The 10,792-nt window shown below is 75.3% G+C and carries 9 protein-coding genes; all 9 read left to right on the forward strand.

What is annotated here, in order from left to right:
• The first annotated feature begins 196 nt into the window (after nt 1–196).
• The 9 genes from ACI781_RS18975 (at nt 197) to ACI781_RS19015 (ending at nt 10,665) form a co-directional block, all read left to right on the forward strand.
• Nucleotides 197–1,771: an ABC transporter ATP-binding protein gene (locus ACI781_RS18975; protein ID WP_456567689.1), complete on the forward strand. Its 1,575-nt coding sequence runs from the start codon at nt 197–199 to the stop codon at nt 1,769–1,771.
• Entirely contained in the window at nt 1,768–3,000 is a 1,233-nt protein-coding gene (locus ACI781_RS18980; protein ID WP_456567690.1) for an ABC transporter permease, read from the forward strand. Before ACI781_RS18975 ends, ACI781_RS18980 begins: the two co-directional genes overlap by 4 nt.
• On the forward strand, nt 2,997–4,268 hold the full coding sequence (locus ACI781_RS18985; RefSeq protein WP_456567691.1) for an ABC transporter permease: 1,272 nt from the start codon (nt 2,997–2,999) through the stop codon (nt 4,266–4,268). The genes ACI781_RS18980 and ACI781_RS18985 overlap by 4 nt, the downstream gene beginning before the upstream one ends.
• Nucleotides 4,268–4,702, forward strand: coding sequence for a cytidine deaminase (locus ACI781_RS18990; protein ID WP_456567692.1), 435 nt, complete (start codon nt 4,268–4,270; stop codon nt 4,700–4,702). Before ACI781_RS18985 ends, ACI781_RS18990 begins: the two co-directional genes overlap by 1 nt.
• A complete protein-coding gene (locus ACI781_RS18995; RefSeq protein WP_456567693.1) occupies nt 4,699–5,979 on the forward strand; it encodes a thymidine phosphorylase in 1,281 nt (426 codons plus the stop codon). Before ACI781_RS18990 ends, ACI781_RS18995 begins: the two co-directional genes overlap by 4 nt.
• A gap of 61 nt (nt 5,980–6,040) precedes the next feature.
• Nucleotides 6,041–6,946, forward strand: coding sequence for an ABC transporter ATP-binding protein (locus ACI781_RS19000; protein ID WP_456567694.1), 906 nt, complete (start codon nt 6,041–6,043; stop codon nt 6,944–6,946).
• On the forward strand, nt 6,943–7,758 hold the full coding sequence (locus tag ACI781_RS19005; RefSeq protein ID WP_456567695.1) for an ABC transporter permease: 816 nt from the start codon (nt 6,943–6,945) through the stop codon (nt 7,756–7,758). The genes ACI781_RS19000 and ACI781_RS19005 overlap by 4 nt, the downstream gene beginning before the upstream one ends.
• Nucleotides 7,758–8,834: an adenosine deaminase gene (locus tag ACI781_RS19010; RefSeq protein ID WP_456567696.1), complete on the forward strand. Its 1,077-nt coding sequence runs from the start codon at nt 7,758–7,760 to the stop codon at nt 8,832–8,834. The genes ACI781_RS19005 and ACI781_RS19010 overlap by 1 nt, the downstream gene beginning before the upstream one ends.
• 235 nt (nt 8,835–9,069) lie before the next feature.
• The gene (locus ACI781_RS19015; protein ID WP_456567697.1) at nt 9,070–10,665 is read left to right on the forward strand and encodes a DEAD/DEAH box helicase; all 1,596 of its coding nucleotides are present in this window, start codon (nt 9,070–9,072) and stop codon (nt 10,663–10,665) included.
• Nucleotides 10,666–10,792 lie beyond the last annotated feature (127 nt).

Genomic DNA, 10,792 nt, shown 5'->3' on the forward strand with positions numbered 1-10,792 from the left:
CGGGCCCGGGAGCACCTGTCCCGGGCCCGCCGGTCCGTCCGGCTCGACGTCTCCCGGCGCGGAGCCCCGGAGTGCGTCATCATGCGGCGGGGCGGCGTGAGGCCGCCCGCACCGCCCGGGCGCCGTGGTCGATCCCACGGCTCCGGACCACCACGACCGGCCCGCGCACCCGCGGGTGCGTACCGAGGAGGGGCCCATGTCCGCACCGGGTGGACCACCGGCGAACGGCGGTGCCGACGGCGGAGCGGCCGCACTCGCCGTCGAGCTGCGCGGCATCACCAAGCGCTTCCCGGGCGTGGTGGCCAACCGCGACATCGAGCTGCGGGTCCGCCGCGGCGAGGTGCACGCCATCGTGGGCGAGAACGGGGCCGGCAAGTCGACCCTGATGAAGACCCTGTACGGCGAGCACCGGCCGGACGAGGGCCAGATCCTCGTCGACGGCCGGGAGGTCTCCTTCCGCAGCCCCTCGGACGCCATCGCCGCGGGCATCGGCATGGTCCACCAGCACTTCATGCTGGCCGACAACTTCACGGTGCTGGAGAACGTCGTCCTCGGCAGCGAGCCGACGCGCCGCGGGCGGCTCGACCGCGCCGCGGCCCGCCGGAGGATCGCCGAGCTCTCCGAGCGGTACGACCTCGGGCTGCGCCCCGACGCCCTCGTCGAGGACCTGGGCGTGGGCGACCGGCAGCGGGTCGAGATCGCCAAGGTGCTGTACCGCAACGCCCGCACCCTGATCCTCGACGAGCCCACCGCCGTGCTCGTCCCGCAGGAGGTCGACGAGCTGTTCGGCAACCTCGCGGAGCTCAAGCGCGAGGGGCTCACGGTCATCTTCATCAGCCACAAGCTGGACGAGGTCCGCCGCGTCGCCGACGCGATCACCGTGATCCGCCGCGGCACCACCGTCGGCGTCGCGGACCCGAGGACGACGACGACCAAGCAGCTCGCCGAGATGATGGTCGGCACGGAGCTCCCGACCCCGGAGACGCGGACGTCCACGGTGCGCGACACCCCGGTGCTGCAGCTGTCGTCGGTGACCGTCGCGGGGGTGGACGGCCGCGCCCTGGTCGACGACGTGAGCCTCACCGTCCGCGAGGGCGAGGTCGTCGGCATCGCCGGGGTCGAGGGGAACGGCCAGGCGGAACTGGTGGACGCGATCATGGGCCTGCGCGCCCCCGCCGGGGGGACGATCGCGCTCGCCGGCGACGACATCACCGCCTGGTCCACCCGGGCGCGCCGGGAGGCCGGGATCGGCTTCGTCCCCGAGGACCGGCACCGGCAGGGCATGCTGCTCGAGGCCCCGCTGTGGGAGAACCGGGTCCTGGGCCACCAGACCCGCCCACCGGCGGCGCGGGGGTGGTTCATCGACCGGCGCTCGGCGCGGGCCGACACCGCCCGGATCATGCGGGAGTACGACGTGCGGGCGCCCGGGCCGGACACCCTGGCCGTCGCCCTGTCCGGCGGCAACCAGCAGAAGCTGATCGTGGGCCGGGAGATGAGCGCCCGGCCGCGGCTGCTGGTCGCCGCCCACCCGACCCGCGGCGTGGACGTCGGCGCGCAGGCCGTGATCTGGGGGCTGCTCAAGGAGGCCCGTGCCGAGGGGCTCGCCATCGTGCTCGTCTCCGCCGACCTCGACGAGCTGATCGGCCTGTCGGACACCCTCCACGTCATGCTGCGCGGCCGGCTGGTCGCCCGGCTCGACCCCGACCACGTCACCCCGGAGGACCTCGGGGGCTACATGACCGGCGCGCGCACCGCGGCGGGTGCGGCGTGAGCCGCCGGCCGGTCGAGACCCTGCGACGGGTCGGTCTCGCCCTGCTCGGGCCCGCGATCGCCGTCGTCGTCGCCCTGGTGATCTCGGCGATCGTGATCGCGCTGATCGGGGAGGACCCGGTCGAGGCGCTGAGCGTGATGTTCAACCTGGGGGACACCCCGTCCGCGCAGGTGCAGTCGATCGTCGTCATCCTCAACCGCGCGGTGCCGCTGTTCCTGTCCGGGATTGCGGTGTCCATCGCCTTCCGGATGGGCCTGTTCAACATCGGCGTCGAGGGGCAGTACCGGCTGGCCACGCTGGTCGCCGCCGCGGCCGGTGCGGCCGTCGCCCTGCCGGCGCCGCTGCACGTGCTGTTCGTGATCGTCGTGGCGATGGCCGTCGGCGCCGGCTGGGCCGGCATCGCCGCCGTCCTCAAGGTGACCCGCGGGGTGAGCGAGGTCATCAGCTCGATCATGCTCAACGCGATCGCCGTGGGGCTGACGGCCTACCTGCTCACCGGCCCGTTCCTCGGCAGCGAGGAGGGCGCGAACATCGTCACCACCGAGCCGCTGCCCGACTCGGCGCACGTCCCGGCGCTCACCGGCCTGCTCACCGGGCTGGGCCTGGAGGAGCCGCGGTCGGACCTGTACGGGTTCCTGCTCGTCGCGGTCGTGGTGGGGGGCCTCGTGGCCGTCCTGCTGTCGCGGACGCGGTTTGGTTTCGACCTGCGCGCCACCGGCCTCTCGCCGTCCGCCGCCAGCGCGAGCGGGGTCAACGCCCGGAGCATGACGGTCAAGGCGATGCTGCTGTCGGGCGCGGTCGCCGGCCTGGTCGGCCTGCCCGAGCTGCTCGGCTCCACCTACGTCTACTCGACGGAGTTCACCGCCGGCCTCGGCTTCCTGGGCATCGCGGTCGCGCTCCTCGGCCGGAACAGCCCCGTCGGCATCGCCGTCGCCGCCCTGCTGTTCGCCTTCCTCGACAGGGCGGCGCTGCCCCTGCAGTTCGCCGACGTCCCCTCCTCGGTCATCACGATCATCCAGGGGACGATCGTGCTCGCCGTGGTCATCGCCAACGAGATCGCCCGGCGGCTGGCCCTGCGGTCGGCCGAGCGCGGCGCGGCCGCGGCCACCGGCGCGCCACCGGACACCGGGGGCGGGGGCCCGGCCGGCAGCGGGCCGGTCGCCCAGGGACCGGACGGGACGCAGCGCGTCGACGCGACGCTGCGGGGCGACGAGGAGTCCCGGGCATGACCGCCGTGCAGACGACCCCCGGCACCGCGGGGTCCGGCCGCGGGCCGGTCGCGGAGCTCTTCCTCGGCGGCGGTCCCGTCCGCCGGGCGGCCTGGATGGCGCTGGGTCTGATGCTGCTGTTCAGCCTGGCGCGGGTGATCTCCGGCCAGGACCGGCTGACCGACGGGGCCACCATCTCCCTCGCCCTGGGCCTGGCGGTGCCGATCGGCCTGGCCGCGCTCGGCGGGCTGTTCTCCGAGCGGGCCGGCGTGGTCAACATCGGCCTCGAGGGCATGATGATCCTCGGCACCTGGGGGGCCGGCTGGGCCGGCTACCAGTGGGGCTGGCAGGGCGCACTCGTCGGCGGGCTGGTGCTCGGCGCCGCCGGCGGCCTGCTGCACGCCGTCGCGACGGTCACCTTCGGCGTCGACCACGTGGTCTCCGGCGTCGCGATCAACATCCTCGCCGCCGGCGTCGTCCGCTTCCTGTCGGAGCTGCTCTACACCGAGGAGACCGGCGGCGGTCCGGCGCAGTCCCCGCCGATGGAGGGGGACGCGCCGGAGTTCACCGTCCCGCTGCTGTCCGACGGGCTCCGGAACGTGGAGGACCTCCACTGGTTCCTGCTCAGCGACACCGCCGGTGTGCTGCGCGGGCTGGTCACCGGCATCAGCTGGTTCACCTTCGGCGCGGTGCTGCTGGTCCCGCTGTCGTACTTCCTGCTGTGGCGGACGGCGTTCGGGCTGCGGCTGCGGTCCTGCGGCGAGAACCCGGACGCCGCGGACTCCCTCGGGGTGCCGGTCTACCGGTTCAAGTACATCGCGGTGGTCGTCTCGGGTGCGCTGGCCGGGCTGGGCGGCGTGGCGCTGGTGTACTACGCCGACATCTACCGGGAGGGGCAGACCGACGGCCGCGGGTTCATCGGCCTCGCGGCGCTGATCTTCGGCAACTGGCGGCCGGGTGGCCTGGCGGCCGGCGCGGGGCTGTTCGGCTACTCCGACGCCCTGCTCGTGCGCAGCGCGTCGGCGGTGGTCGCCCTGCTGCTGGTCCTGGCGATCCTGCTCATCGTCGTCGCCGCGTACCAGCTGTGGCGGCGGAACACGGTCCGGGCCGGGGTGGCGCTGGTGTTCGCCGCGATCGCGCTGACCGGGTACCTGACCGTCGACGAGCCGAACGGCAGCCTGCTGTCCTTCACGCCGCACCTGGTCACGCTGCTGGTGCTGTCGCTGGCCAGCCAGCGCCTGCGGATGCCCAAGGCCGACGGTCTGGTCTGGCGACGAGGGGAGCACTAGTGGACGTCGACTGGGACGCGCTGCGCGCCGCCGCACGGGAGGCGATGACCCACGCGTACGCGCCGTACTCGCGCTTCCCGGTGGGCGTCGCCGGGCTGGTGGACGACGGCCGCGTCGTGACCGGCTGCAACGTGGAGAACGCCTCCTACGGGCTGGGGCTGTGCGCCGAGTGCGGCATGGTCAGCGACCTGGCCCGCACCGGCGGTGGCCGGCTGGTCGCGGTGGCCTGCGTGGGCGGGGACGGGCAGCCGCTCATGCCGTGCGGGCGCTGCCGCCAGCTGCTGTGGGAGCACGGCGGCGCGGACATGCTCATCGAGACGGTGTCGCTCGGCATCGTGCCGATGCGGGAGGTGCTGCCCGACGCGTTCGGCCCGGACGACCTGGTGCAGGCCGCCGCGCGGTCGGCCGGGGACGCCGCGGCGGCACAGCGGTGAGCGCGCACGACGCGATCGACGTCATCCGCGCCAAGCGGGACGGCGCGACGCTGACCGACGAGCAGATCCGCTGGGTGATCGGCGCGTACACGGCCGGGCAGGTGCCCGACGAGCAGATGAGCGCCCTGCTCATGGCGGTGTTCTTCCGCGGGATGACGCCCGGTGAGCTCGCCGTCTGGACGCAGGCGATGATCGACTCGGGCGAGCGCAAGGACCTGTCGTCGCTGGGCCGCCCCACGGCCGACAAGCACTCCACCGGCGGCGTCGGCGACAAGACCACCCTGCCGCTGGCCCCGCTGGTGGCGGCCTGCGGCGTCGCCGTGCCGCAGCTGTCGGGCCGCGGCCTCGGGCACACCGGCGGCACGCTGGACAAGCTGGAGGCGATCCCCGGCTGGCGGGCCGACGTGCACGAGGAGGCCTACCTGCGGCAGCTGCGCGAGGTCGGCGCCGTGGTCTGCGCGGCCGGCAACGACCTCGCGCCGGCGGACAAGAAGCTCTACGCGCTGCGCGACGTCACCGGCACCGTCGAGTCCATCCCGCTGATCGCCAGCTCGATCATGAGCAAGAAGATCGCCGAGGGCGCCGACGCGCTGGTGCTGGACGTGAAGACCGGCTCGGGGGCGTTCATGAAGGACCCCGACGCCTCCCGCGAGCTGGCCCGCACGATGGTCGGGCTGGGGGAGGCCGCCGGGGTGCGCACGGTGGCGCTGGTGACGGCGATGGACCGCCCGCTGGGCCGCGCCGCCGGCAACGCCGTCGAGGTCGCCGAGTCCGTCGAGGTGCTCGCCGGCGGCGGCCCCGCCGACGTCGTCGAGCTGACCCTCGCCCTGGCCCGGGAGATGCTCGCCGGCGCCGGGCGCGGGGACGTGGACCCGGCCGACGCGCTGGCCGACGGCCGGGCCATGGACGTGTGGCGGGCGATGATCGCCGCCCAGGGCGGGGACCCGGACGCCGCGCTGCCCCGTCCCGCGGAGCGGCACGTCGTCACCGCGCCGGCCACGGGCACCCTGAGCCGGCTGGACGCCTACGCCCTCGGGGTCGCCGCCTGGCGGCTGGGTGCCGGCCGGGCCCGCAAGGAGGACCCGGTGTCGGCCGCCGCCGGGGTCACCTGGACGGCGACCGTGGGGGAGCAGGTCACCGCCGGGCAGCCGCTGCTGGAGCTGCACACCGACGACGCCGCCCGGATCCCGCGGGCGCTGGAGGCGCTGGAGGGGGCGGTGGGCGTCGACACCGGCGACCGCCCGCTGCCGCTGGTCCTGGACCGGATCACCGCGTGACCGACCCGCCAGGGGCGGGGTGGCGACGGTCACGCGGGGCGACGGAGCACACTGGGCAGCCGTGACCAGTCCGACCGCGGTCCCGGCGGCCACCGCCGCGCCGCGCCCCGACAGCCCGCTGGACCCCGACGCCGCGATCTCGATCCGCGGGCTGGTCCGCCGCTACGGCACGTTCACCGCCGTCGACGGCCTGGACCTCGACATCCGCCGCGGCGAGATCTTCGCCCTGCTGGGTCCCAACGGCGCCGGGAAGACGACGACGGTGGAGATCTGCGAGGGCTTCCGCCGGCGCGACGGCGGCGAGGTGCGCGTGCTGGGCGTGGACCCGGCCACGGGCGGGCGCCACTGGAAGTCCGAGCTGGGCATCGTGCTGCAGTCCGGCGCCGGGGACAGCCAGCTGAGCTGCCGGGAGCTGCTGCGCGCCCGGGCGTCCTACTACCCGGACCCGCGCGACCCCGACGAGGTGCTCGAGCTGGTCGGCCTGACCGAGAAGGCCGGCGTCCGCGGGAGGCTGCTGTCCGGCGGTCAGCGGCGGCGCCTGGACGTCGCCCTGGGCATCATCGGCCGCCCGACCCTGCTGTTCCTGGACGAGCCGACGACGGGGTTCGACCCGGAGGCGCGCCGGCACTTCTGGTCGCTGATCCGCTCGCTGCGCGACCTGGGCACCACGATGCTGCTCACCACGCACTACCTGGACGAGGCGGAGGCGCTCGCCGACCGGGTGGGCGTGATCGCCCGCGGCCGGCTGGTCGAGGTCGCCGTCCCGTCGACACTGGGCGGGCGGGGGAGCGCGCCCGCCGTCGTCAGCTGGACCGAGGACGGCGTGCGGCGCACGCAGGACACCCACACGCCCACGGCGCTGGTGGCCGAACTGGCCGGCCGCCTCGGCGGCGAGGTGCCCGACCTCGCCGTCTCCCGGCCGACCCTCGAGGACGTCTACCTGCGCATGATCGGAGACCCGGCGTGACCACCACCTCGCAGCGCGCCCTGCCCCCGGTGCTGGGCGTCTGCCGCACCCGCGCGGGCGTGGAGCTCAAGGAGTTCTTCCGCCAGCGGGAGTCGGTCGTCTTCACGCTGATGTTCCCGGTGATCCTGCTGCTGGTCTTCGGGTCGGTCCTCGACTACGACCTGGGCGGCGGCGTCACGTTCACCCAGTACTTCATCGCCGGGGTCATCGCGGCGGGCATCCTCGGCGCGAGCCTGCAGAACATGGCGATCAGCATCGCCACGGAGCGCTCCGACGGGACCCTCAAGGGCCTGGTCGGCACGCCCATGCCCAAGAGCGCCTTCTTCGTCGGCAAGGTCGTGCAGGTCCTCGTCGTCACCGTGGCGATCGTCGTGGTCCTGCTGGCGATCGGCGTGCTCGTGTTCGACATCGACCTGCCCTCGGGCACCGACTGGCTGACCTTCGCCTGGGTGGCCGCACTGGGCTCGGCGGCCTGCACCCTGCTCGGCATCGCGGTGTCCACCCTGGCCCGCAACGGACGGTCGGCGTCGGCCACGGTCACCCCGATCGCGCTGGTGCTGCAGTTCATCTCCGGTGTGTTCTTCCAGTTCAGCCAGGTCCCGACCTGGCTGCAGACGATCGCCTCGCTGTTCCCGCTGAAGTGGATGGCCCAGGGGCTGCGCTCGGTGTTCCTGCCCGACGCGCTCGCGGCCAACGAGCCGGCCGGGCACTGGGAGCTCGGCCGGGTGGCGCTGGTGCTGGGCATCTGGTGCGTCGTCGGCCTCGTGCTGTGCGTGCGCACCTTCCGCTGGCAGGACCGGGGCCTGGACTGATGCCGGTGCCGCCGACCGCCGAGGCGCTGCGCCGCGCGCCCAAGGTGCTGCTGCACGACCACCTGGACGGCGGGCTGCGGCCGCAGACCGTGCTGGAGCTCGCCGACGAGGCCGGCTACCGGGGCCTGCCCGCCGGGGACGCCGCCGCGCTCGGCACGTGGTTCCGGCAGGCGGCGGACTCGGGCTCGCTGGTGCGCTACCTGGAGACGTTCGCCCACACCGTCGGCGTGATGCAGCGGCCCGACGCGGTGCGCCGCGTGGCCCGCGAGTGCGCACTGGACCTGGCGGCCGACGGCGTCGTGTACGCCGAGGTGCGGATGGCGCCGGAACTGCTCACGGCGGGCGGGACGCCGATCGAGGAGGCGGTCGAGGCGATCCTCGACGGGCTGGCCGCCGGCAGCGCGGAGGCGGCCGCGGCCGGGACGCCGATCCGGGTCGGGGCGCTGCTGTGCGCGATGCGCCAGGCCGACCGCTGGGACGAGGTCGCCCGGCTGGTCGTCCGCCACCGGGACGCCGGCGTCGTCGGCTTCGACCTGGCCGGCCCCGAGATCGGCTTCCCGCCCGACCGGCACCCCTCGGCCATCGCCCTGCTGGACCGCGCCGACGCGCACCGCACGATCCACGCGGGCGAGGCCGCCGGCGTCGACAGCATCCGCGCCGCGCTCGACGGCGCCGGCGCGGAGCGGCTGGGTCACGGGGTGCGGATCGCCGACGAGGTCCCCGTGGACGGGCCGCTGGGCGACGTGGCGCGGCGGGTGCTCGAGGAGCAGGTGCCGCTGGAGGTCGCGCCGTCGTCGAACGTGCAGACCGGCGCCTACCCGTCGCTGGCCACCCACCCGGTGGACCGGCTGCACCGGGCGGGGTTCGCCGTCACGCTCAACACCGACAACCGGCTGATGAGCGGCGTCAGCGCCACCAGCGAGCTCGCCGACGTCGCCGCCACCTTCGGCTGGGGCTGGTCCGACGTGCAGCGGGTGACCGAGCGGGCGCTGGCCGCGGCCTTCGTCGACGACGCCGAGCGGGCCCGGTTGCTGACCGGGATCGTCCGGCCGCGCTTCGCCGAACTGGCCGCCTGAGCTGCCCGGGGGTGACCACGGCCACCCCCGGGCGAGGGAACAGCGCGACCGGTCGCGCTGCTAACCTGGGTGCGCCGGCAGTCGCCGGTCATCCTCCCGGACGGTCCGTCCGGGCATGAGCGCATCCGTGCAGGTCCTCGCCGTCTGGAGACGGGATCGACCGCCAGTGAGGACGCCGGTCCGGTGTCCGCGCATTCGCCACGGGACGCGCCCGAGCTGTATCGGAGTCCCACGCTTGACCACGTTCGACGCTGTCGACGTCCAGACCACCCCTGAGAACACCGCTCCCGAGGCGCCCGTCCTCGAGACCCCCGAGGCCGCCGCCACCGAGGCCCCCGCCACCGAGGCCCCCGCCGAGCCGCAGGGCCCCACCTTCGGCCAGCTGGGCCTGCCCCAGACGCTGGTGACCGCGCTGGAGCGGCGCGGCATCCGCCACCCGTTCGCCATCCAGGCCTCCGCGCTGCCCGACGCGCTCGCCGGCCGGGACGTGCTCGGCAAGGCCGCCACCGGCTCGGGCAAGACCCTCGCGTTCGGCCTGCCCATGCTCGCGCGCCTCGGCGCCGAGGTCGGCCGCGGCCGCCGCTCGCCGCGCGGGCTGGTCCTCGTGCCCACCCGCGAGCTCGCCCAGCAGGTGCACGACAACCTCGCCCCGCTCGGGCAGGCCCTCGGCGTCCAGGTGTCGGCCGTCTACGGCGGCGCCTCGATGTACCGGCAGATCCAGCAGATGCGCCGCGGCGTCGACGTCGTCATCGCCACCCCCGGCCGCCTGCAGGACCTGATCAGCCAGGGCGAGGTGACCCTCGACGAGATCGAGGTGTCCATCGTCGACGAGGCCGACTTCATGTCCGACCTGGGCTTCCTGCCGGTCGTGCAGGAGCTGCTCGACCAGACCCGGCCCGACGCCCAGCGGCTGCTGTTCTCGGCGACCCTGGACGGCGAGGTGGACGCCCTCATCCGGCGCTACCTCAAGGACCCGGCCCGCCACGAGGTCAAGCGCGCCGGCGACGACGCGCCGCCGGCCGAGCACCGTGCCTACAGCGTCGCCTTCCGCGACAAGGTGCCGGTGACCCAGGAGCTGGCCGCGCGCCCGGGCCGGACGATCGTGTTCGTCCGCACCCAGCTCGGCGCCGACCGGCTCGCCGAGAACCTCAAGGCCGTCGGCATCAAGGCCGAGGCGATCCACGGTGGCCTGCCGCAGTCGGCCCGCCGCCGCGCGCTGGAGGCGTTCACCGACGCCCGCAGCCCGGTGCTGGTCGCCACCGACGTCGCCGCCCGCGGCATCCACGTCGACGACGTGTCGCTGGTCCTGCACTACGACCCGCCGGCGGACCACAAGACCTACCTGCACCGCTCCGGCCGCACCGCGCGCGCCGGCGCCGCGGGGGTCGTGGTCTCGCTGCTGCTGCCCGACCAGGTGGGCCAGGCCAAGCGGCGCTTCCGCTCGGCCAAGGTCGACCCGGCGGTCAGCCGGATCCGCCCGGGCGACGCCCCCATCGCCGAGCTGGTCGCCACCGGCGTGCACGTCGAGCCGGTCGAGCGCCCGGTGCGCGAGTCCCGCCGTCCCTCCGGGCACGGTGGCCCCGGCGGCCGCCGCCCGCGCCGCGACGGTGACCGGCCCCGCCGCGACGGCGACCGCCCCCGCCGTCCGTACGGCGAGCGGTCCTCCGGCGAGCGGTCCGAGCGTCCCCACCGGGAGCGGTCGGAGCGGTCGTACGGCGACCGGCCCGCCGGTGACCGGCCCTACGGCGGCGAGCGCCGGACCGGCGCCGAGCGCCGCCCGAGCCAGTACCGCGGCCAGGGCCGTCGCCCCGGCTCGCACGTCGGCGAGTAGTCGCACTCCATCGCAGAACGGCCGGTCCCGGGATCTCCCGGGGCCGGCCGTTCGGCGTCTCGGACGCGAGGGTGGGGGGGGGGGGGGGCGGGCGGGGCGGCGGGGGGGGGGGCGCCGGGGCCCCCGC

Source organism: Blastococcus sp. SYSU D00695 (assembly GCF_054050555.1).